This is a genomic window from Microbulbifer variabilis (assembly GCF_052467165.1).
In genome coordinates this window covers 3,169,446-3,190,112 of sequence record NZ_CP174301.1, presented here as the reverse complement: position 1 = coordinate 3,190,112, position 20,667 = coordinate 3,169,446, and the positions used below count along the sequence as shown (strand labels likewise).

Sequence of the window (20,667 nt, the reverse complement as noted above, 5' to 3'; positions counted from 1 at the left end):
AAAGAGACCGTGGAAAGTATTTCTGTGCACAAGGACCTCAGCCGGCATTTATGAATCAGTTCCTCGCTCAGGTGGAAAAGCGGGCTTTTACTATGGCAAATTTTGCTGTAGGTAACCGTGATGATGCGTTAGATATTGTTCAAGACTCCATGTTGGCACTGGTCAAGAATTACAGTGGCCGTGAAAGGGCCGAGTGGCGCCCGCTTTTTTTTACCATTCTTAACAACCGCATTACTGACTGGCACCGACACAATAGGAAGTTGTCCCGCTGGCAATTAATCCGGGAAAAGCTTCCTATCAGTGGTGATGACGATGATGATGCATTTGCCACGGAATGGGTTGATATCTGGGGACCGACACCAGATAGCGCATTGATCGGCGAACGCTTATTGCTGGCTATTGATGGTGCAGTAAGCCAGCTGCCATTGCGACAACAGCAGGCATTCCTGTTGCGCTGTGTTGAAGGATTTAATGTGGCAGAAACCGCTCGCGCAATGTCTTGTAGCCAGGGCAGTGTCAAAACCCACTTATCCCGCGCTATGCATAGCCTGCGCAGCCACTTGGAGGAGTTCCAATGATACAGCCGGATAAATCTGTTCTGGAACAGGAGCGGCGGCTAGTGAAAGCTGCTCGAGTGGCGGTCACTCGCCGGGAAGAGGAAATTGATGGGGAAACCCTTTCAAGGTTGAGGCGTGCCAGGGCGGACGCCCTGAAGCAGTCAAAGACCAGGAGTATATCGGGGTATCACTGGCTATGGCTCAGTGGTGCCTGCTCAGTGCTGGTGGTAGCACTGCTCTGGTCAGGCACTGATAATTCCCCGGGTAAAATAGAGCCGTTTATTGCAGGAGACTGGCTGCTGTATGAAGAAGTGGATGTAGAAATGATCGAGGATATGGAATTTTATCAGTGGCTGGCGGAGGAGCTGGATGGGCACTCCTCTTAAGGAGGGTAAGTTTCTTTTTGTTGTCCTCTTGTTGTGTGGGGTGGCGGTAAAAGGTGCGGAGATGGAGCCCCTCGAGGAGGATTTTCTGTTGTTTCTCGGCGAGTGGGTGGATGAGCGGGGAGATGTACTCGTGCCTGAGGAGTCAGAATTATGGCCTGAAAGTCCGCAAAATGAGGTGCGTAGGCAGCGCCATTACGACGAGGGTGGGTCTACCCGTGAGGATCAGTGGGATGAATAACTGGGGCATCTTCTACCTCGTTCAGCTGTGTGGTCTGCTGTTATGTCTCTGGGGAAATATCTCGCTGGCTCAGGAGTGGCAGACCCTCAATGAGGGTGATCGTCAGTTATTGAGGGGATATCAAGATCGCTGGCCCCAAATGAGTGAAACCCAGAGAGCTCAATTGCTGCGAGGCGCCAAACGCTGGCATACAATGAGCTCCCAGCAGCGTAGCCAGGCGCGTGAAAAGTTCGAGAGCTGGCAGGCGTTACCCGAGGATCGTCGCAACCGTCTTCGAGATTCCTACCGCCGCTTTATGGATATGCCAGAGGAGAAGCGCCAGCAAATCCGTGAGGCGCGCAAGAAATTCCGGCAGATGCCCCCGGAGCAGCGCCGCCAGTTGAGGGAGCGCTGGAATAAAGACAAAAGTGGTCAGCGCCAAGCCAGAGGCCGGGAGCTTAATGACTCAGGAGGGCAAAGTGGTCGCAGTGAACGACGTGAGCGAAATGGTCAGCAAGAGCACAGCAACCGGAGTGAGCGGCGCGAACGCAAACAGCAGCGTGAGAGAGATAATCGCCGTGAGCGTTCAGAGAGACCAGAGAGACAGATGCGGCGCGAACAGAGAGAAGGAGGGGAACGTCGCCAGGGGCGAGAGAGGTCGGGGGATTTCTGACGCTTTGTGCCTGCTATTGTGTAATTCAGCGTCTATTCAGATCGATTCGATTAATCTGCTACCCGTTGATAAATAACGGGAGACTGATTGTGCAACCTTTGAAGCAGTTTATCGCAGGCGCAGCCGTGGCCGCTTTGGTTGGCTTAAGTGCTACCGCCAAGGCGGGACCGGCTGGTTATGCAGATCCCTATGGCGCCGATAGTTACGATTTCGCTCGGGTTACGGAAGTTACACCCGTTTATACCGATGTAGAGGTTCACACTCCTCGCACCCAGTGCCGCGATGAGCAAGTGATGTACCGCGAACCTGCATCTCCGGCGGGTACCCTCGTAGGCGGTTTGATTGGTGCTGCAGTGGGCAACAGCCTCGGTGGGCACGGCCATCGCGGCCGCTATCACCACGGTGGTCACCGTGGCGGTGCCACTGTAGCTGGCGCTGTAGTTGGTGCCCTGGTGGGAAGCCAGATCAGTCGTGCCAATGCCCAGACATACTACACCACTGAATCCCGTTGTCGTGTTGTGGACGAATTCAGCTTACGTAGGGAATTAGTCGGATACGATGTGCGCTATCGGTATAATGGTCAGGTTTATCTGACTCGTACAGATTATCATCCTGGAGATAGAATCCGGGTTCGCGTCGCAGTTTCACCGGCACCTTGAGCCGGCGATAGCGCGGCCGAAGAGAGTTTAAGGTGGAAAATTTGGATATCCACAGGAGCCACACCGTGAAACTATGCCGCGCTTTAATACGGCCTTTTCTCCTTGTCTTCGCACTGTTACCCGGGCTTTGTGCCGCCTCACTGCACGGTTTACCGTCATACGAAAAAGAGGCTTTCAGGTACGAATACCGACGAGCGCAGGCTGGGGAGATTTCTCGTAAACAGGCCGCCTCCATCGTGAAGCAGCGTTATGGCGGCAAAATATTGTCAATCTCTGAGACCCGCAGGCAGGGACAGGCGGTATACCGCGTGAAGGGATTGTCGGATAAGAGTCAGGTTTATGTGGTCTATGTGGACAAGAAAAGCGGTCGCATCTCCCGTTAGCTGGCCGCACCCCCACAAAATAGATCCGCAGTGTAAAGGGATAGAAAATGCGTGCTTTATTGGTCGAAGATGAAGCTTTACTGAGACAGCAGCTGGCGGAGTCCCTGCGTGGTGCCGGGTATACGGTGGATGAAGCCCCGGATGGAGAGGAAGCCCTCTATCTGGGTCGTGAATTCCCCTACGATATCGCGGTGATGGACCTGGGATTGCCCAAAATGGATGGTATTCAGGTGATCCGTACCCTGCGCGGTGAGGAGAAACACTTTCCCATCCTGATTCTAACGGCTCGCGGCCATTGGCAGGAGCGTGTGGCCGGGCTTGAAGCCGGTGGTGATGACTACCTGGTAAAACCTTTTCATACCGAGGAACTATTGGCGCGTCTCAATGCGTTGGTGCGACGTTCCGCAGGTTTCTCCTCCCCCAGCATCAAAGCTGGCCCCATAATGCTGGATACCAGTTCACAAAGGGTCACTGTGAATGAAACGGAGCTGGAGTTGACTTCTTTCGAATACAAGGTGCTTGAGTACTTGATGTTGCACCCGGATGAAGTGGTTTCCAAAACTACCCTCACTGAACATATTTATGAACAGGATTGTGATCGAGACAGCAATGTCATTGAGGTCTTTATAGGACGCCTGCGCAAGAAGTTTGATACAGCAGCGCAACTCAAGCCCATCGAAACCCTGCGTGGGCGTGGCTACCGCTTTGTTGCGCCCCAGTAATTGCCATTCTGAATGCGTTTTTTCTCATTTTGGTTGAATTCCCTTAAAGGCCGGCTTGCCCTGGTTACCAGCCTGGTGCTTGTCGGATTTGTCTTGCTTATTTCTGGTGTGCTCGAACACGCTTATCGCACCTCTCTTGACGAGGCCAAGCAGCGGGAATTACAGCTGTATATCTACACTCTATTAGCACTGGCTGAACCTGAAGGGGAAGGTTTGGTGCTGCCGCCGGAATTACCTGAGCAGCGTTTTAATCAGCCGGACTCCGGCCTGGTTGGCGCAGTCCTGGATGGCGAGGGAGAGATTATCTGGCGCTCTGAGTCGGCATTGGCTATGCCGGATCTGCAATTCAATTCACTGCCCCAAGGGCAGCAGTCCTATATGCAGATTTCCCTGCCCGGGGATGATACAAACTACAGCAGTTTTCGCCAGGGTGTGGCCTGGGGACTTGAGAATGAAAATCCCTTTACCTTCGTTGTTTTGGAAGATGCAGGGCCTCTCAGAGCGCAGGTGGGGCAGTTTCGTTCCACTATGTGGCACTGGCTTGGTGTGGGTGCGCTTTTGTTGATCTTGGCACAGTGGTTGGTTTTGCGCTGGGGTTTTGCACCACTAAATGCACTGGCAGATGCACTGCGGGATATGCAGCAAGGTGGCAGTGACCGACTCGAAGGTAATTTCCCACGGGAACTGCGTCCTCTCACCGATAACCTCAATCTGTTGATTGAAAATGAGCGGCGCCAGCGGGAAAAGACTCGCCATACACTGGCCGATCTGGCTCACAGTCTAAAAACGCCCTTGGCTGTACTCAAGGGGTTAAGCCTGGAAAGTGACAGTAAGGCTGCAGGAAAGACTCTGGTGGATCAGGTTCAGCGCATGGACAGCATTATTAGTTACCAGCTACAGCGGGCAGTAGCCAGCTCCCCCAAATCTATCCTGCGTGGTATCCCAGTTGCGCCCCTGCTGGAAAAAATCCTGGATGCCCTGGAAAAAGTTTATCGAAGTAAACCCAGCCAGGTGCACAGCCAGTGCAGTGAGCGAGCCTTATTTTACGGGGACGAAGGGGACCTGATGGAGTTGCTAGGTAATCTATTGGATAACGCCTATAAATATGGTGAGGGTGAAGTAAAAGTTAATATTAAGAATGCCGATGATGGACGCAAGTTGACAATTCGTGTGGCAGATAACGGCCCTGGCCTTGATAGTAAAAAATGGCAGGAAGTCACCCAGCGTGGGGTGAGAGCCGATCAGCAGCAGCCGGGGCAGGGGATTGGGCTTGCTGTGGTTATGGATATTGTCGAGAGTTACCAAGGGCGCATTAATGCAACGCCCTTATCCGGTGGAGGTACGGAAATTACAGTGGTGCTGTAAATTCCGTATTGAGCCCAGGGACTGTTTATTGTTTAGAACCAGCTTTCCTGCATATCAAATGGAATACTGTTACCGCTTTTAAGTAGAGCCATAGATTGCTTAATATTTGGTAGTTCCCACTCAAAGTAAAATTGAGCAGTGTGTATCTTGCCGCGATAGAAGTTTTCATCCTCCAGACTGGGATTATTTTCCAGTGCTTTCTCTGCAATAATGGCTTGGCGCAACCAAATCCAGGCGACCAGTACACAGCCAAACACATCAAGATATAAAGTTGCGTTACTGAGGCCGCGGTCTACGTTTTCCTGCAGTTGCCCGAATAGAGCCATTCCGGTTTCATCGAGTTTTTCCAGTGACTCCTCCAGGGCGTTTGCCATGGACCCCAGGTTTTCTTTATCTCGCGCTTGCATTACTGTGTTGCGGATTTCTGCCTGCATTAGCTGATAGGCGGCAAGGTTTTTGGCGGGCACTTTTCGTGCAAGCAGGTCCAGTGCGTGGATTCCCTCAGTACCCTCGTGAATAGCATTCAGGCGGTTGTCCCGATATAGCTGCTCCAGGGGGAATTCGCGGATGTAACCGGCACCACCGAGAACCTGGATCGCCAGTTCGTTGGCTTTCAAGCAATATTTTGAGGGCCAGGATTTTACCACTGGGGTAATCAAGTCCAGCAGGGTGGCCGCTGCCTGGCGTTTTTCCTCCGTAGGTGCTGTATGCTGATCCTCATACAGGGAAGTTGCATAAATACTCAGCCCCAGACCACCTTCGGAATAGGCTTTCTGCAATAAGAGCATACGACGCACATCGGCGTGCTGGATAATGGGAATCTGCTTGGAACTGGGGTTGCGATCGGAGGGAAGCCGGCCCTGTGGGCGCTCTCTGGCGTATTGGAGAGAATAGGCATAGCCTTGATAGCCCAAAACCGAAGCTCCGGCACCAACACTGATGCGGGCTTCGTTCATCATTTGGAACATATATTTTAGGCCTTGGTGCGGTTGACCAATCAGGTAGCCCACTGCCCCCTCATTTTCTCCAAAGCTCAGTACAGTAGAGGTGGTATTGCGGTAGCCCATCTTGTGCAGCAGCCCAGCCAGTTTTACATCGTTGCGCTCGCCGGCCTGACCATTTTGATTGAGGAGGAATTTGGGCACTAGGAAGAGGGAGATTCCCTTCACTCCCGCCGGAGCACCTTTGATCTTCGCCAATACCAAGTGCACGATATTTTCGGTTAGGGACTGGTCGCCCCCTGAAATAAACATTTTCTGTCCGTGAATACGGTAACTACCATCTTCCGATAGTTCTGCACTGGTGCGGATATCAGCCAGGGCGGAGCCCTGATCCGGTTCTGTCAGCGCCATGGTGCCGGCAAAGCGGCCATCCATCATCTGCGGAAGAAATTGAGCTTTGAGTTCATTGCTGGCAAAAGAACGTATCAGGTTGGCAGCACCGATTGTCAGGAATGGGTAACTGGCACTGGCAATATTGGCTGCGCTGATAAAGGCGAGGGAGGTGCGCATTATGATTTCGGGAAGCTGCAAACCGCCCTCTTCGAAGTCGCAATGTGCGGCGAGAAACCCAGCCTCTGCAAAAGCATCCCAGGACTGCTTGGTTTCCTCGATCAGGTGTACCTGTTCTCCATCAAAGCTCGGCTCATTGGCATCCCCCTTAGCGTTGTGATTGGCGAAATATTTTTCTGCAATAGTACGAGCGGTTTTGAGGGTAGCGTCGAAAATCTCGCGGGAGTGTTCCCTATAGCGCGGTCTTTGCAGCAGCGCTTCAGTGTTGAGGAATTCATAGAGGAAAAAATCTGTATCACGCTCTTTGAGCAGTGGATGAGCCATACCTGCCTCGTCAATTATTTTTATAAATCATCGTTGCTTAGGTACGGCGATAGATTAGTCAAGCTACCCTACCGCCATATCAGCATATAAGTAAACGCGTAGTATTGGCACTGGACAATGACTTATTGTGTGATTGCACTTGGCGATATAGTGAGAGGATATGGTCGTGCTATTTAGAGGTGTTTTGGTAAGTGTAGTCTCGGCTTTCAGTGGGTCTCGGTACCACTTTACGCCACAGGGCATCGGCCATTTCAGCCGGTGGTTGTTTGCAACCAGCAGCAATCCATCTGGCAATTGCCTCCGCCACATTAGGCCACTGGATACGTAGTGGTGGCGGTAGGTTGTTAAGCCAGTTAATGATACTTTGAGCGTTAATACACTGAACAATTTTTGCCAGCCCTAACTGATTAAGTGCCTTGGCATTGGCCAGCTGTTCGAATTGGGAGGCCAGTGGACGGCTGAGAATTGGCTTGCCCAGAGCCAGCGTCTCGGCCAGCAGCTCGAAGCCGCTATTGCAGATAACTGCCCTGGAATTTGCCAGGTCCCGCTGGAATCCAGTGGTGGAAGGCGCTTTGATACAGATATTCTCAGCAGCAGGCAGGTTCTCAGGTATACCGTATACGATAAACTGGTCATCTACTTTTGAAAGTTCCTCCAGCATCGGGACGGGATGCTCAAAAGGTAGATATACCAGGATATGGCTTCCCGCATCCTGATCGGGTCCTTTTTGTGGTGGAACAATTGGTGGAAGTATGGGGTGTCCAAAATGATGCCAATGTAAACCCAGGCTTTTTTGTGTCGGTGCGAAGATCCGCAATATGTTATGGACGAGCCAATTAAATCTGGGGGCAGGGATCGGGTAGAGAAAGGCATACTGGTGGCCGATCCCCACGCTAGCTTTCTTTCGAATTTTAGCTGCCCAGGCAGTTACAGGCTCATAATCACTAATAATTAAATCGAACTCATCGATTGGTAATTCTGAAACTTCTTTTTTAAATTGGAAGAAACCGAGCTTTTGGATTGTCTCAAAGGTTTTTAATTTCCCTTCTCGATGTATAAATGTTAAACCTCTCCGCCACCAATAATCTCCAAAAATTTCCATGCCAAATAAATTTTCTTTTGGTCTACCGGAAAATAGCCATTGGATTTCCAGCTCGGGGTATTTTTGCAGCGCCTTTGCCAATGTGCGTGAGCGGGCAATATGGCCATTACCTGTAGCTTGCACACCATAAAGTATCTTCATGAGAAAGTTACGCTCGTGGTTATTGCAACACAGGTACCGAGCAGGGCTCCAGCACAAATATCTGAGGGAAAATGCACGCCCAGGCCGACCCGTGCTACGCCGACGCCCATGGCCCAGATATAACCAAAGCCCCACAGAGGACTGAACTCAAGCGTTAAAAAAGTAATAAGCATGAAAGCAGCGGAAGTATGACCTGAGGGCAGGCTGAATTTATCGTGTGCGATGATGATGGGACGCATGCCGGGTATGGCTTGTGGGGGGCGCCTGCGTCGGGCTGTATTCTTGATGGCCCAATACAGAGATCTTTCGACTGCAACGCCGGTTAGGGCTGCAATAAAAAGCTGTGTGGCTGTATTATAAATAATGTGGCTGATGAGTACGGTTACGGATAGCCAGCCATCACCGGATTTTGACATCCACAGGTAACGCCTGCGCGAACTGGGTTGTGATGCCCTTTCCATCATATACAGGACCAGGGACACATCGACACTCTTCAGATTCATGGATAAGTCTCGCATGCAGCCAACATAGGAATTGATTATTGCACGGAGTTGACCGAATTATGTCGCAATAGTGAAATCTCAAAAATTGGAGAATCTGATGACTTGGCGGCGGGCTCTTTAAATCTGGTGGGACTTTCCCTTGTGCTAAAAAACTAGAATAAATGAACGCTTAAAAGCGTAAAAAGACAGGTTTTCCCGGCAGGTAAAAGAATTACCCGCCTGAAGAGAGGTTTTTGGTTAAGAAATTTTGATTTCTATATTACTGGAACCAGGTAGGTTTTCCACTAGCTCTGGCCCACATAGCATTGATGGCGTGAAATAGCCGCCTCTTCCCGAGTAAGTGAGGAGAAACTCCATAACTGCCAGTGAACCGGATACTGTAACATCGTATCCATTGGCGGTGATGACACGCCCCACTTTTCGCTCTCCACGGCGGTCGTTGCGCACCTCACCCCAGACCCAGGTCTTCTGTTCCTTGCGGCGTTCCTCATTGGGTCCGCGCACTGATTTATCGACCTTGGATTTCAGCCAATTCTGCACCCATTGGGTGCCCAACAGCCAGCGGATACTATTCAGGCGCTTCAATTTCTTCGCCCTTTTGGGGCTCATGGGAATATATGCCTCTATATTTGGAATACCGGTGGAGTAAAAGGCGGTTGCGACATCTCCCCATGGAATGGAAACTGCAAACTTACTGCCGCGGCCAAAGTCTATCTCTCGTGTCAGCTGGCCATGGCCGACTGTCTCAATCTTCCCCTTGCGGCGTATGGCACCACCAACGCCTAGACTCTCGATTGAGGTTTTCGCAGTGCCGGGGCTCAAACCTGAATCAGAGTCGAACCCCAATGCCAAGTGTGTGGCAGAGGGCATCTTTTTGTGTAGTGCCGCCGCCAGGCAGTCGGTGGGGACTACATCAAATCCTGTGCCCGGGCAAAGCACTACTCCGGCGGCCTCAGCCTCAGCTCCTAGGCTATGGGCTGCCTCATATACCGCGATTTCGCCGGTAATATCCTGGTAGTGGGTTTTTGAGCGAATACATGCCCGCATCATCGGCTCTGCGGTTGATGAAAATGGACCGGCACAGTGAATTACCAGATATACATCCTGCAGGCTGCGCTCCAGGGTTTCAGTGGCTTCAAGGCTAACTGCTATTGCAGGCAGGTTGAGCTGGTCTGCGACGGACCGGAGCTTCTGGGGGTTGCGTCCGGCCAGGATAGGGTGATAACCCTGTGCTACGGCTGCTCTGGCGATTAGTTCGCCTGTATAACCATTAGCGCCATAGATCATGATGTTTTTATTGTCCACAGAGTATCCTTATTATGTGGCGTAGCTGGTTATTACCCAATTAACTGGCACCCCAGCGAAATAGTTTGTTATTTTGGGTTTTGGGCTTAGGCCCGGGTGACTTGAGGGTATATTGAGCGAGCTCCCTGGTGCAATTCGCGAAATTGTTCCGCCCTTCAAATAGCGGTTGCAGATTATGCGCCCGCCCGTTGTCTCTCAACCAATTCGAAAGGCTTCTCCAGTGCGAATCGAGGTATGATTTTACCGTCTTTTTCCAGGGTTTCTGTGAAGATTGACAGTGGTTTTGCCCACACACCGTAGTCTCCATATAGAGCGCGGTAAGTAACCAGTTTCTCCTCAGTTTTACTGTGAGTGGCGACATATAGGGCCCCGTAAAGGTTTCCTTTGTGGTGGCGATAGAGGCCGCGCTTCATTTTGGAATTACCTGTTAACTCATATGGTGGGGAGACAGTTGCAGTTGCTCAATTCGGCTGCCATGCAGAATGGCGATGCCAGAGTAACGGTGCTCCCCAGTGGAAGTGAATTCAAATTCATAGCTGCGCTGCAGGCTGATATGGCCATGTTTGTTGCGCTTGAGGCGGGTTTTTACCAGCATAACGGTATCGTCGAGTAACTGGACACCCAGCTGCTTGCAGTGGTTGGATGCTGCGCGTTTGACTTGCTCCTTGGCTGCCATATTCGCCCAGATATACCAGACAATGGTTGCCAGAAGCAGGAACCAGAAGATATCAGTTAGTGAGTAATACATTGCTCTACAGTTGCTATGATCGCTTTGCGCAAGAATAACATCGAAGGAGTCGAAATGTCTGGAACCATACTGATTACTGGAACTAACCGCGGTATTGGCCTGGAGATTTGTGCCCAGTTTGCCAGTGATGGCTGGAAGGTTTACGCCTGTTGTAGGGATCTCGATCGGGCCAGCGAACTCAAGACCCTGCAAGGGCAGTATTCAAACCTCTATCCCATTCAGCTAGATGTGACAGATTATTCACAGATGATATCCCTGGCAAAAGCGATCGAGGGAGAGCCTATAGATATCCTGTTCAATAATGCCGGTTATTACGGCCCCAAAGGGGTGGCTTTTGGGCAGGTGGATCTCACTGAGTGGCGCCGGGTGCTGGAGTCCAACACTATCGCCCCCTATATGATGGCGGAGACTTTCTGCGACAATGTGGCGGCCAGTGAACACAAGCTGATAGCGATGATGAGCAGTAAGGTGGGCAGTATCGCCGACAATCGATCTGGCGGAGGGTATATCTATCGAACCTCCAAAACGGCCCTTAACCAGATCGTGAAAAGCTTGTCGATTGACTTGAAGGAGCGAGGTATCACGGTAGTAGCTCTACACCCAGGATGGGTAAAAACTGCGATGGGTGGTCCAGGAGCCCTTATATCTGCTGAGGATAGTGTCAGCGGCCTAAAAAAGATCCTTTTACAGGCAAACCAGGCCGATAGTGGTCACTTCTACAATTACGATGGTAGCCAGATTCCCTGGTGATAGTTGGGTATGGGTTACTGGCCTTTCTCTCGACCCCTCCCCCGTAGATGTCCTGATGTCTACTCGCACTGAGATTTATCCCGAGCACGCTTAGAGGTGACTTAATGGCGCTTGATTTCCCTGTTTGCAAAATTAGGCAAGGATAGGGAAGGAGTTAGCTACCACCTTGTTCATTAAAACGGTAAAAATATCCACGAATATGGAGGGTGGGCGTTTCCCTCGATTTATGCGAATAGGAACGACGGCGGCATTTTAGGCAAGGACTGCGCGGTCAAATATGAGAGTGGCGGAGTGGAACTGATGAATGGGGCTGTAGATAGCACCGGCGGTGGATATACCCTTTCCCAAAAACGGCAGTTAAAAGGTATACGCCTGCTACTGGGATTATCGTTAGCTGCTGGAGCGGCGCTTTTAGGGGGGATGCCTATTTGGGTGGCTATGTTAGGTGTCATTGCGTATCACTCACGCGGTAAGAATCTACAGGCCGGGGCTTACAACTTGGCTTGTGCGGTTACCGGACTGGGCCTGGGATTTGCTGCCCAGGTGGTAGTGGCTAAATGGCAGTTACAACCTCACTTTGCAGCCCTTCCCATAGCTTTGCTATTTGCGGCAATCGGTGCTTGGGCAATGGGTCGGGTAACGGGCGTGAGTAATATTTCCAGCTACGCGATCGGCATTTTGATTGGATTTACAGCTCAGGTGAAAATATCACTGGATAGTTACTTTATTTTGATTGCAGCGATATCGATCGGTGCCGTTATGTCGGGGGTGGTCGATAGGCTTTGGCCCGGACGCCACAGCTTGTAATGGGAAGTGGATGTGAGTACCACAGAACAAAGGTTTTATTAGCAGCTTTTTTATTTGGATCGAATGGGAGTTGGGCGAACAGGTAAGAAGCAATCATTGGTGTAATCCCGTTTTTTTAATAGTGAAGTGGGAGTATATTGCTTAGAGGTAGTTGCAATGTTCAAACGAGTTATGTTTACAGTGGCGATGGTTTTCGTTACAGCTCTGGCCTTTACTGACCCTGCAGCCTCCGGCTCTGAAGCTGACTTAAAATATCTACAATATTGATAGAATTCAGTCATTGGCATTAATCTATATGTTGCCTTAATTTGATGCACAGGGGGTGCTTAAATGGAAGAAAAATTCTGGTTGGATAAATGGCAGAAAAATGAAATAGGTTTCCACGAAAAGTCTGGTAACCCCATGCTGGCTCAATATTTTACTGCGCTATCACTGAAAAAAGGCAGTCGTATATTCCTGCCTTTATGTGGAAAAACTGGGGATATAGCTTGGCTGAGAACTCAGGGATGTGCCATCGCCGGTGCAGAACTTAGTGAAGTGGCTGTGCAGCAACTTTTCGAAGAGCTTGAACTGACTCCAAAGATAGAAAAAGAAAATAACCTCAAGTGCTACAGTGCCGAAAAAATTAAGATTTTTGTAGGTGATATATTTTCCCTGACAGGAGATGCCCTTGGCTCTGTGGAAGCGATATATGATCGAGCCGCTTTGGTAGCATTGCCCGAAGAGATGCGTAAGCGCTATACCCAGCACCTGATGACAATAACAGGGGTTGCCTCACAGCTATTAATATCCTTCGAGTATGAGCAGTCGCAGTTAGCTGGCCCTCCTTTTGCGATCGGCTCCCGGCAGATCTTTGGCTATTATGATGCAAATTATCACCTGGAGATGCTTGGCCATCGGCAGGTTCCCGGTGGCCTGAAAGGTTTGGTGCCCGCTGAAGAGGTTGCCTGGCTACTGACTCGACGCTAATGCCTGTTACAGGTGTAACTTATTGCTACTTAAGCTTTCTGCCGGAGTAAGTCGCTTAATTTCCTATCTCCTGCTCGCCCTCCTTGAATAACACCATCGGTGGAAGGGTGCCGGCGATCAGGGCTTCCTTCTTTTGCTTGGGCCATTTCTTGATGGTCATTTCCAATTTGAGTGCCGCTGACTTACCTGGCACCCCTATCTGGTACTCAAGTTTGAGAGGGCCCTTACCCCGCAAAGCTTTAGCCGCTCTGGGACCGTTGGAACTGTGCTCTGTAAATCGCCGTTGAACATCCATTGTGATCCCCGTATAAAGAGAACCTTTGGAAGTACGGATCAAATAGACATACCAACTGTTCATTTAGTGGATTACCAGAAAAAGGTATTAAAATAGTTCAAAATAGTATCTGCTGATCTCCAGGCTGAGGTGGGCGGCAGAACTGGCTGCAGTCTAGCGATAGTCGACGATGATTCAATCCCAATTTCTTGATGGCAATAATAAAGCGTTGACGGAGTAGTTGGGCAAAAATACCAGTACCAGTGCGGCGCTGGGAAAATTCACTTTGGTAGTCACGCCCACCTCGGCTTTGCTGTACCAAGCTCATGACATGTCCAGCCTTTAGTGGGTAGTGAGCAGAAAGCCACTCTCGAAAAAGGGGCGCCACTTCATGGGGCAGTCGTAAAAGGATATAGGCTGCTCGCGTTGCTCCCACATCATGACCGGCCTTCAGGATTTTTTCCAGTTCATTATCATTGAGAGCTGGGATCATAGGTGCTGCCATTACCGCGGTAGGTATTCCTGTAGTACTTAGTTGCTCAATAATACGCAAGCGGGCTGCCGGCCCAGCGGTACGAGGCTCCAGCTTTCTCTTTAGCTCGTTATTTAAAGTGGTCACGCTTATTGCGATTTGGGCCAAGTTGTCCTGCGCCATTTCTGCAAGAATGGGAAGATCCCGAAGTATGAGCTGTCCCTTGGTGACAATAGTTACCGGTTGGTTAAACTTTTGCATAACCTCCAAAAGAGAGCGGGTGATTTTTTTATCTTTCTCCAGGGGTTGATAGGGATCTGTATTTGCTCCCAGAGCAATTGGGCTACATTGATACCCCGGCTTACGTAGAGCCTGCTCGAGTAGGTCTGCAGCATTAGGTTTGAAAAATATTTTGCTCTCAAAATCCAGTCCCGGCGACAGGTCCATATAGGCATGAGCGGGACGAGCGTAGCAATATATACAACCATGCTCACAGCCTCGGTAGGGGTTAATTGATTGAGTGAAGGGGATATCCGGTGACTGATTAGTGGCGATAATAGATTTTGCCTTCTCCTCAATAGCCGTTGTTATCAAGCGCTCTATAGGTTCCAGGTCCACTTGCCATCCGTCACTTTCATAAGTACTTGAATGGCTGGCAAATCGCCCGGTGATATTACTGGCAGCTCCGCGACCTTTGTGTAAGCGCAGAGGGTTGTTGGAATCTGTCATTTTACAATGGGAGAGGATGCTGGATGTATGTACAGTATAGATTGATTTGTTGGAATTGGGAATAGCCAGAAAGAAACTTGGTTTAAACAGCTTTTGTCGTTTGGCGACAATGACATAGATGATAAAAATTTTGGCCGAAATGAGCGAGTTAAGGTAAATTTCTAATCAAGAGTAAGTTGAATTAAGCATGTTTATTGGTGAAATCCAAAAGTTTCTTGATCCAACAATGTGGATCACCAATAAATATTAGCAGAGAATAAGCTGGCGCCCGCCCTGAAGAGTTTTACAAAGCGGGGTAGCAGATGTATCTATCCATTGGTTTCAGTAATGGTTTTGGGCATATATTTGGCAGGTACTGTAAGCCCCGGTCGCTCATCATCCCAAATCATATTCGTAATTTTCCATGATTTTCCATCATGGTAAAGCTGAATACTGTTGATCCCCCTCTTTAGAAACTGGGTTCTTTCCTCATCTTTCCAGGCTTCATACGTACTAAAGGCGTGGGCAATATTACCGAAAACTTCAATAATATTTTGAATTTCATCCTCGTAAAAGGCCCGCTCGCCTATCAGCTCCTGAAAGTTATCAGGGTAGTCTTGGATATCCATTACCAGTGATTGTGGTTCGCCATTACTGTCTGCTGAGGTGCGGATTACCTTTGCATAGGAAGTGAACAGGTTCTGTTGCCTCTTCCAATCCCGCTTATAACCCGCAGGGCCAGAAATTACCTTGTAGAGTTCCCTTAAAAGTTCTTGGATTTGAATTTTTGCGTCCATTGCTTCGTTCTCTTCATGTTATTTTTAGATATGTAAGAAAGCTATAATCCCATTTAACTTATACGAAAGTAAACCTCAATTACTGCTTTTATTTTTATAAAACACTGGGTAGTTGATTTAGGGGGGGTAACCAGGATAGGATTTTCCACCCCTTCTCTGTATTCGCCAGAGTGTAGGTACTACAGATATGATCAAGTAGGGAGTAATGTGATGTGTAGCGCTTAAGTAAGGCTGACGTAATAGTTAGGTTCTCGCCACGAAACTGAGTTTGAAAATTGACTATTTCAGACCTTGCATAATCTCTCTTCTCAAGTGCGAAACGGATATCCGCTAGGATAGCCTCCACTTCAGCTGCACTGCTTGGTGAAAATATCTTTGGGTCGAAAATAAAGTGAGGAGTTTGTGCTAAGTAGTGGCTTGCTGAGCTCTCAATTTTCCGTGATGAAAAGTTGTCAATAAAACCTGTAAGGTAGTCTTCATCTGAGGTATTTGCATAAGTATGTAAACTCGTACAAAGCAGAAATATTACTAATTTCTTGAATATGTTCAACTTTCTACCTTTAGATTTTGTTGATTGAAATCTTTGCTATCTAAAAATGTATTTTTTTCTGCCGGTAAGTATCGCGACATTGGTGGCTCATCGATAGAGTTGCTTGCGAATAATAATTTAGAGTTGGCTGTGGGGTAAATGTGTATTTGATAATGGTAATTTTTGATTGTTCTTTGATGATATCTGGTGAGTCTGATCCTGTATGTATTGTTCGTGCTACGTCATTTTTAACATGGGCAATAGTTGGCTTTAATTTAATGGCATGGCAATCAGATATGTTTTTTATAAGGTTTGGATGACTATTTCCAGAATTTTACATATCTTGCTTTGAAGGGGCTGCTTCTGTGATCTAAAAGTAGCTATCAAAAAGCGGATTTTCCGTAAAGCAGGTCGGTTTGGTTATAGGTGCCAAGTTGGAGTCAGAGCTTGTTCCTAGCATAACTAGTTGTTTATTCTTATTTATTATTAGCCGTTTCTGGGTGCGTTCTGAGAATCGAACTATTGATAGCGCTTGGAAAGGCTGGAACATTGTGGATATATGGAAGGGTGCCGCGCTTTCTCTTTCCTATACTTCTTGGGCAAAGACCTTCCCGCCGGGAAGAGTTCACAATGCAAAAAGCAAAGCCTTTTCGAAAGCTTGGGGCTCAAGAAGCTCTTGATGTACATTTGACCAGCGAGTCAAACGGTGCGGTTCAACTGGTAACTTTCTTTCGGGTATGTAACACACTGAATATAGATAAGTTAATAAAGGGGGTAGAGTATCTACATAATTTCCATCCTATGCTCCATTCACGGATCAAGAGGATTCCATATGCCCATTGGTTCTGCGATGTGAGATTTGAAGATATTTCTATTGAAATCAAGAAGCATACACCACCTTTAAATTATGAAAAGGAGTTCAAGCGATTAGGAGGTAGCATTCTTGACTTGAATAAATTTACTTATTGCCTGACTGTTTATCTCGACAGGCAAGGAAGTGTGAAGTGGGTTGCTTTTGTTTTTAGCCATGCTGCCGTAGATGGGCGTTCAGCATTGATCTTAATTCGTGATTTAGATAGGTACTTGAGAGGGTATCAAACAGAGAAGTCCTTTCCCTCGATAATGCACAAGCCAGTGGAGGAGTATATTAGCTTAAGAAAACGTCTTAAAGGTTCAAATTTGCGAGTTAACGACAGTGTTTATACGCCAGTAAAGTGGCCAGTGGAGGAGGCAGCTCACGCCTCGCGGCGAAGTGGATGCTCTATTTATCGAGTCCTCCCAAAAGAATCTCTCGAACGTTTACAATCATTTCTAAAAAAAGAGAAGATATTAATTACATCTTTTTATAGTGCGATAGCCATTCTCGCTGCCCGGTCACTACCGGGTTTTTCTTCCGCAGCAGAGTTGATGCTGCCTATAGATGCACAATGCTTATGTAAATCTCTGATAAGCAAAGATGTTGTGGGGGAGTGCACAACATCTTTAACTTTATCACTCTCGCCAGAGGATACGAGTCTTGATTTGTTAAGTCTAGCAAGCTTAATTCAAAAAAAAGTTTATGTGCACTTGAGAAGTGGTGCATTTTCTGATCTTGCCCTGGAGCCGGATTGTAATCCTGCAGAGATCGTAAAGATAGCTAAAGAGCTTGCCTCTGAAAAGGACTGTTTTTTTTCCGGTATTTGTGTTTCCAATATGGGAGATGTACAGGAATTTGTGGGCCCTTTGATATTCTTTGATTTTGGCTTGATTATGACTGTTCAGACCCATGGGGCTCATCCGATAATGGTTCTGACTTATACAATAAATGGGCAAGGGGTATTTGTTTTCGGGTATTGTGAGCCACTGGTTAGTAGAAAAAGTGCTGTAAATTATGTGAAAAAATATATGAAGTTACTTGGGGAGGTGTTTGATGGTTAAGGTTTTAATACAGATTAGCCTTTAATTAATTTTTTAAAGATTTACTGTTTGCAGAAGCAAGCCCAGCAGTATTTTCCGCTCAGTAATAATTTTTTGTTGACTTAGTAGCGAGTGTTATAATTTTCTAACTGGGAGCGTATTTGTGGCAGCTAAACAATTCTCCAGAGTGCTGGGTGCAGAATAGGCTATTTTTACGGAGCTGGCACGAAGAACTTGTGGTGGGACTTTAGTTGTATCTTTCATAAAGGTTTTAACTGCGCTGAGCGTTGAGCAGTTATGCTCTGGATTCGCCAAAATTGATAAAGTTTATCCGCTTTTGCAGGCAAGGGTTGAGCCATGAGAGCAGTTAATCTGGCGTTGTGATGTGCCCTTTGAGTCAATTCTTATTGAATTGGTTAAACTGGATAATCCCCTTGACTTTGAGCGAGAGTTTAATCGTAGGGGAGAAATGGGGCTGGATGTTGACAAATGTACCTATACGCTCTCCTTCTACATTGATTCTAAAGAAAAGGTAGAGTGAATTATCCTTGATAAGCAGCCATGCGGCCTTAGATAGTTGTTCTGTAATGACATTATTTTGTGTCTTGGATTTCTACTTTAGGGATGAAGTGACTTTTAATTTAGATGGTCGGCCCCTGTATGGTGCGGTCGAGAATTACTTTGAACCATCAAAGTATTTTACAAGCCAGGAGCCTTCGGTAGTAAAGGATGAACTATTTAAATGGCTTGTAGAAGAATCAGCTTTTTCTCCCGAACGTCAGGGCCGGGCTGTTTATCAGAATTTTACAACGAGGGATCTTGCGACTCTAGTCGACATGGGGAAGAAATATAAAGTGAGGCCTACAGTGTTATTTTGTGCGGTTGCTATTCAGTCTTCCCGCATTCTGCCGAATCACAGGGATTGGATAAAAGTTTTATTGCCTTTAGATGTGAGAGAACTATATGGTGCTCATATAGGATTGAGTGCTGTCGGTGCTTTCTCTGCTGTGACTAGACTCGAAGTAATGCCGGATATTGATGTGGAAGATACCTGGCAGTTGGCAAGATACTTACAAGTGGAACTTGACCGTTAAGCTGAGACAGGAGAATCCCGTAAATTTGGTATCCCCAAACACTATGAGCTGAGGGATGTCATCGGTTGTATACGGGAATATGAAGACAAAAACCCTATTTTTGCTGAGGGGCTATGTGTTTCCAATGTAGGAAGTATGAAGGCTCTAGGCACAGAAATGAATTACTTTGAGATTGTTACTGCTATTCCACTTCAAACTCATGGTGCTCATCCGATCCCACTACTAACTTATTCCACCGTAAGAAATTCGGTTTTCATATACTCTTACTGTGAGCCACTCATAAAGAAACCAGGTGTTTTGCTATTTGTAGATAGATATATAAATACATTAAGGAAGTTATTGAAAATGGAAAAACTAACGTAGTGCCTGCGTGAATATGAAGAAAGTTAATATTCCATATGTTTATGCGGTGGGTATGCCCTTTGCAGTACTTATTGCCTCCACTTCGCCTAATTCCTCCCCTTTTCCTATACTGGTTGAGTAACTTCGCTGGACTACAAGATTCAATCAATGTAGGGCTCAGATATGCAGACAGAGCCACCTTCCCGAGAGCTGGATGCCCATAAAGCGTTGTTTTTGGCGTTGACTATATGGTCAATAGTTGGCGCCCAGGTTATTGTCTTTATCCGGGTATGGGAGGCAGTGGGTATTAAACTCTTGCACCGAGGTATCGCTTATCTACACCTGTTTCCCCCGATGTTGGGAGCCCGGGTTGAGAAGGGGGTAAAGCCCTCGTGGTGTTGCAATGTTGAATTTGGGGGGATTCTTTTTGAGGTGTATCTTGAAAGGTATGCCTGCCTGGTAACCCTTTATGTAAATAAAGAAGCGGAAGTTGAATGGATCGTGGTAGCGCCCTGCCATGGAGCTATTGACGGCCGCTCCATTATGGCTCTGTTTTGTTATCTGGATGTTTTTTTGGTTGATGGCTTTTATCCAGAGCCGGCCTCTCTGTCTTTGCCAAAGCCTGTTGAAGAATTACTTAGGGCTGTGGGTCACGTTAGTAGTGATACTTTATTTTACCGGAGTAGGAAAGAGGTAATGTGGCCACCAGTAGAACAGCTGGCTGCAGTTGAAAAGCGTACTAGCCATGCCATATCCCGGGCCCCACCCACAGAAGTGAATGAGTGTCTTGCTGCATTTGGAGAAAGGCACCATATAAATCATACGGCTATCTATTGTGCAATTGCGGTAATATCTGATCACACCTTACCCAGCCACCGCCCATGGGTAGAAATTCTCTTACCAATGCGTGTTCGAAGAATGTACCAACCGATAATTGATATTCATGTTGTTGGGGGGAGGGTGCCGCCACAACCGCTTCGGAAGTTCCTTCTGAGTCTGTTTCAGGGGATATTATGAAGCTCGCAGGCTATTTTCAATCAGGTTCTAATCAAAAGTGTCGACGGCAGGGACCGAGGGCATTTACATTTGAAACGAATTATCAACAGCAAGATATCCTTCAAATAGCCAAAGTGTGTGCTTCAGAAAAACCAGTATTTCTCTCAGCAATTTGTGTTGTGAATGGAGGCAATATGCGTGGTACCGAGGAAGGATTATGTTATTTTGAGTTTGAAGCAGAAATATTAGCACAGAATCACCGTACCCAACCCGTTACGGTAATTTCCTATACCGCCGAATGCCTGTCGGTATTCGTTGTTGGATATTGCAAATTTTTAATCAGTAAACAGAGCGCTTGTAGGTTTGTAGATCGATATATGGAATTAGTCGAGGATTTAGTGGAAAGGACTTAATACCATAGAAACCTATCGTGAATA

Annotated in this window: 26 protein-coding genes; 16 read left to right on the top strand and 10 right to left on the bottom strand. The window is 47.7% G+C overall.

From position 1 onward, the window contains the following. Window positions 1–50: 50 nt before the first annotated feature. The 8 genes from ACJJIP_RS14220 to ACJJIP_RS14185 all read left to right on the top strand — a co-directional run bounded on the left by ACJJIP_RS14220 (window position 51) and on the right by ACJJIP_RS14185 (window position 4,962). Window positions 51–578: an RNA polymerase sigma factor gene (locus tag ACJJIP_RS14220; protein ID WP_020411786.1), complete on the top strand. Its 528-nt coding sequence runs from the start codon at window positions 51–53 to the stop codon at window positions 576–578. Continuing rightward, complete coding sequence (locus ACJJIP_RS14215) at window positions 575–943, top strand: hypothetical protein (protein WP_020411787.1); 369 nt, start codon at window positions 575–577, stop codon at window positions 941–943. Before ACJJIP_RS14220 ends, ACJJIP_RS14215 begins: the two co-directional genes overlap by 4 nt. Next, window positions 927–1,181, top strand: a complete 255-nt coding sequence (locus ACJJIP_RS14210) for a hypothetical protein (protein WP_020411788.1) — start codon at window positions 927–929, stop codon at window positions 1,179–1,181. Before ACJJIP_RS14215 ends, ACJJIP_RS14210 begins: the two co-directional genes overlap by 17 nt. Continuing rightward, the gene (locus tag ACJJIP_RS14205; RefSeq protein WP_282951207.1) at window positions 1,174–1,833 is read left to right on the top strand and encodes a DUF3106 domain-containing protein; all 660 of its coding nucleotides are present in this window, start codon (window positions 1,174–1,176) and stop codon (window positions 1,831–1,833) included. The genes ACJJIP_RS14210 and ACJJIP_RS14205 overlap by 8 nt, the downstream gene beginning before the upstream one ends. An 89-nt stretch (window positions 1,834–1,922) precedes the next feature. Then, complete coding sequence (locus tag ACJJIP_RS14200; protein ID WP_020411790.1) at window positions 1,923–2,492, top strand: glycine zipper 2TM domain-containing protein; 570 nt, start codon at window positions 1,923–1,925, stop codon at window positions 2,490–2,492. A gap of 65 nt (window positions 2,493–2,557) precedes the next feature. Further along, on the top strand, window positions 2,558–2,875 hold the full coding sequence (locus ACJJIP_RS14195; RefSeq protein WP_353374988.1) for a PepSY domain-containing protein: 318 nt from the start codon (window positions 2,558–2,560) through the stop codon (window positions 2,873–2,875). A 47-nt stretch (window positions 2,876–2,922) separates the two neighbouring features. After that, the gene (locus tag ACJJIP_RS14190; RefSeq protein ID WP_020411792.1) at window positions 2,923–3,597 is read left to right on the top strand and encodes a response regulator transcription factor; all 675 of its coding nucleotides are present in this window, start codon (window positions 2,923–2,925) and stop codon (window positions 3,595–3,597) included. A gap of 12 nt (window positions 3,598–3,609) precedes the next feature. Further along, window positions 3,610–4,962, top strand: a complete 1,353-nt coding sequence (locus tag ACJJIP_RS14185) for an ATP-binding protein (RefSeq protein WP_020411793.1) — start codon at window positions 3,610–3,612, stop codon at window positions 4,960–4,962. 32 nt (window positions 4,963–4,994) lie between these two features. Here ACJJIP_RS14185 and ACJJIP_RS14180 read toward each other — a convergent pair whose 3' ends face one another. The 6 genes from ACJJIP_RS14180 to ACJJIP_RS14155 all read right to left on the bottom strand — a co-directional run bounded on the left by ACJJIP_RS14180 (window position 4,995) and on the right by ACJJIP_RS14155 (window position 10,596). Further along, window positions 4,995–6,797 (bottom strand): acyl-CoA dehydrogenase, encoded by a 1,803-nt coding sequence (locus tag ACJJIP_RS14180; RefSeq protein ID WP_444945399.1) that lies wholly within the window; start codon window positions 6,795–6,797, stop codon window positions 4,995–4,997. Window positions 6,798–6,966: 169 nt separating this feature from the next. Further along, complete coding sequence (locus ACJJIP_RS14175; protein WP_444945398.1) at window positions 6,967–8,040, bottom strand: MJ1255/VC2487 family glycosyltransferase; 1,074 nt, start codon at window positions 8,038–8,040, stop codon at window positions 6,967–6,969. Then, complete coding sequence (locus ACJJIP_RS14170; protein WP_020411796.1) at window positions 8,037–8,543, bottom strand: phosphatase PAP2 family protein; 507 nt, start codon at window positions 8,541–8,543, stop codon at window positions 8,037–8,039. The genes ACJJIP_RS14175 and ACJJIP_RS14170 overlap by 4 nt, the downstream gene beginning before the upstream one ends. Window positions 8,544–8,780: 237 nt before the next feature. Beyond that, the gene (locus tag ACJJIP_RS14165; protein WP_444945397.1) at window positions 8,781–9,848 is read right to left on the bottom strand and encodes a saccharopine dehydrogenase family protein; all 1,068 of its coding nucleotides are present in this window, start codon (window positions 9,846–9,848) and stop codon (window positions 8,781–8,783) included. A gap of 173 nt (window positions 9,849–10,021) precedes the next feature. Continuing rightward, window positions 10,022–10,261 carry a DUF1653 domain-containing protein gene (locus ACJJIP_RS14160; RefSeq protein WP_444945396.1) on the bottom strand — a complete coding sequence of 80 codons (240 nt, stop codon included), beginning with the start codon at window positions 10,259–10,261 and terminating at the stop codon, window positions 10,022–10,024. 14 nt (window positions 10,262–10,275) lie between these two features. Continuing rightward, window positions 10,276–10,596, bottom strand: coding sequence for a DUF3301 domain-containing protein (locus ACJJIP_RS14155; RefSeq protein WP_020411799.1), 321 nt, complete (start codon window positions 10,594–10,596; stop codon window positions 10,276–10,278). A gap of 54 nt (window positions 10,597–10,650) precedes the next feature. Here ACJJIP_RS14155 and ACJJIP_RS14150 point away from each other — a divergent pair, with 54 nt between their 5' ends. The 3 genes from ACJJIP_RS14150 to tmpT all read left to right on the top strand — a co-directional run bounded on the left by ACJJIP_RS14150 (window position 10,651) and on the right by tmpT (window position 13,122). After that, window positions 10,651–11,346 carry an SDR family oxidoreductase gene (locus ACJJIP_RS14150; protein WP_282951200.1) on the top strand — a complete coding sequence of 232 codons (696 nt, stop codon included), beginning with the start codon at window positions 10,651–10,653 and terminating at the stop codon, window positions 11,344–11,346. Between the two features lie 300 nt (window positions 11,347–11,646). Next, complete coding sequence (locus tag ACJJIP_RS14145; protein WP_282953609.1) at window positions 11,647–12,153, top strand: DUF1097 family protein; 507 nt, start codon at window positions 11,647–11,649, stop codon at window positions 12,151–12,153. 330 nt (window positions 12,154–12,483) lie between these two features. Continuing rightward, the gene (gene tmpT, locus ACJJIP_RS14140) at window positions 12,484–13,122 is read left to right on the top strand and encodes a thiopurine S-methyltransferase (RefSeq protein ID WP_282951199.1); all 639 of its coding nucleotides are present in this window, start codon (window positions 12,484–12,486) and stop codon (window positions 13,120–13,122) included. 55 nt (window positions 13,123–13,177) lie between these two features. Here the strand turns inward: tmpT and ACJJIP_RS14135 are convergent, their stop codons facing one another. The 4 genes from ACJJIP_RS14135 to ACJJIP_RS21825 all read right to left on the bottom strand — a co-directional run bounded on the left by ACJJIP_RS14135 (window position 13,178) and on the right by ACJJIP_RS21825 (window position 15,923). Further along, a complete protein-coding gene (locus tag ACJJIP_RS14135) occupies window positions 13,178–13,480 on the bottom strand; it encodes a GIY-YIG nuclease family protein (protein ID WP_051089466.1) in 303 nt (100 codons plus the stop codon). A 34-nt stretch (window positions 13,481–13,514) separates the two neighbouring features. Continuing rightward, window positions 13,515–14,597 carry a PA0069 family radical SAM protein gene (locus ACJJIP_RS14130; protein ID WP_444901942.1) on the bottom strand — a complete coding sequence of 361 codons (1,083 nt, stop codon included), beginning with the start codon at window positions 14,595–14,597 and terminating at the stop codon, window positions 13,515–13,517. A gap of 308 nt (window positions 14,598–14,905) precedes the next feature. Then, on the bottom strand, window positions 14,906–15,373 hold the full coding sequence (locus ACJJIP_RS14125; protein ID WP_282951196.1) for a hypothetical protein: 468 nt from the start codon (window positions 15,371–15,373) through the stop codon (window positions 14,906–14,908). 94 nt (window positions 15,374–15,467) lie between these two features. Then, window positions 15,468–15,923: a DUF6841 family protein gene (locus ACJJIP_RS21825; protein ID WP_507015931.1), complete on the bottom strand. Its 456-nt coding sequence runs from the start codon at window positions 15,921–15,923 to the stop codon at window positions 15,468–15,470. Window positions 15,924–16,532: 609 nt separating this feature from the next. Here ACJJIP_RS21825 and ACJJIP_RS14120 point away from each other — a divergent pair. From ACJJIP_RS14120 to ACJJIP_RS14100, 5 genes are all read left to right on the top strand, one after another. Then, complete coding sequence (locus tag ACJJIP_RS14120) at window positions 16,533–17,819, top strand: condensation domain-containing protein (RefSeq protein WP_444945395.1); 1,287 nt, start codon at window positions 16,533–16,535, stop codon at window positions 17,817–17,819. 364 nt (window positions 17,820–18,183) lie between these two features. After that, window positions 18,184–18,339 (top strand): hypothetical protein, encoded by a 156-nt coding sequence (locus ACJJIP_RS14115; RefSeq protein WP_444901940.1) that lies wholly within the window; start codon window positions 18,184–18,186, stop codon window positions 18,337–18,339. Window positions 18,340–18,385: 46 nt separating this feature from the next. Beyond that, complete coding sequence (locus ACJJIP_RS14110) at window positions 18,386–18,892, top strand: hypothetical protein (protein ID WP_444945394.1); 507 nt, start codon at window positions 18,386–18,388, stop codon at window positions 18,890–18,892. Window positions 18,893–19,417: 525 nt separating this feature from the next. Continuing rightward, the gene (locus ACJJIP_RS14105; RefSeq protein ID WP_444945393.1) at window positions 19,418–20,251 is read left to right on the top strand and encodes a hypothetical protein; all 834 of its coding nucleotides are present in this window, start codon (window positions 19,418–19,420) and stop codon (window positions 20,249–20,251) included. After that, window positions 20,248–20,643, top strand: coding sequence for a hypothetical protein (locus ACJJIP_RS14100; RefSeq protein ID WP_444901938.1), 396 nt, complete (start codon window positions 20,248–20,250; stop codon window positions 20,641–20,643). Before ACJJIP_RS14105 ends, ACJJIP_RS14100 begins: the two co-directional genes overlap by 4 nt. The last annotated feature ends 24 nt before the right edge of the window (window positions 20,644–20,667 follow it).